Source organism: Novosphingobium rosa NBRC 15208, from assembly GCF_001598555.1.
GTDB lineage: Bacteria > Pseudomonadota > Alphaproteobacteria > Sphingomonadales > Sphingomonadaceae > Novosphingobium > Novosphingobium rosa.
Window position 1 is genome coordinate 1 of the sequence record NZ_BCZE01000191.1, and the last position, 596, is coordinate 596.

The following is a 596-nucleotide window of genomic DNA, read 5'->3' on the forward strand; positions in this document are numbered from 1 at the left end:
CGAGCCCGGTGCGGGTCATCAGCTTGACCGCATCGCCCTTGACCGAGGCCAGCAGGCGATAGCCGTCGAATTTGATCTCATGCATCCAGTCGTTGCCGGTGGGCACGGCATCGACCAGCGTGGCAAGCTGCACGGCTTCAAAGGCAGGCTGGGGCGCCGATCGTGCGGCGCGGCGGGCAGGCTTCTTGACCGCTTTGGCATTATGCCTGGCGGCCTGCTCCATGGCCGTGTTGAATTCTTTGCCCTTCTTGCCTGCCAGCGACTGGCTGCCCTGCCTGTCGCCTTCGATCTCGGCCATCGACCGTCCGGTCAGCACGCTGGTCAGCTCACGCTCAACCAGCTGTTCCGAGGCTCCGGCATGGGGATCATCTACCTTACGCAGCAGCCAGTTTTCGCGCTTTTCTTTCCCGCGCGGCTTCATGCGCACGAGGAGCCATTCACCTTTCATCCGTTCGCCAAACAGGCGAAAATGGAGGTGGCCCTTCTCTATGTCGCTGGCGCTCTTGCCCGCGACAGGCTCCCAGCTGCCCTGATCCCACAGCATCACCGTGCCACCGCCATACTCGCCCTTGGGGATCGTGCCCTCGAAACGGGCG

Annotated in this window: 1 protein-coding gene; it reads right to left on the reverse strand. The window is 63.4% G+C overall.

All coding sequences use genetic code 11. The features are described from left to right. Positions 1 to 596: DNA polymerase ligase N-terminal domain-containing protein (locus tag SR3_RS30360; RefSeq protein ID WP_281198760.1), on the reverse strand; the 596-nt coding region annotated here is incomplete at both ends.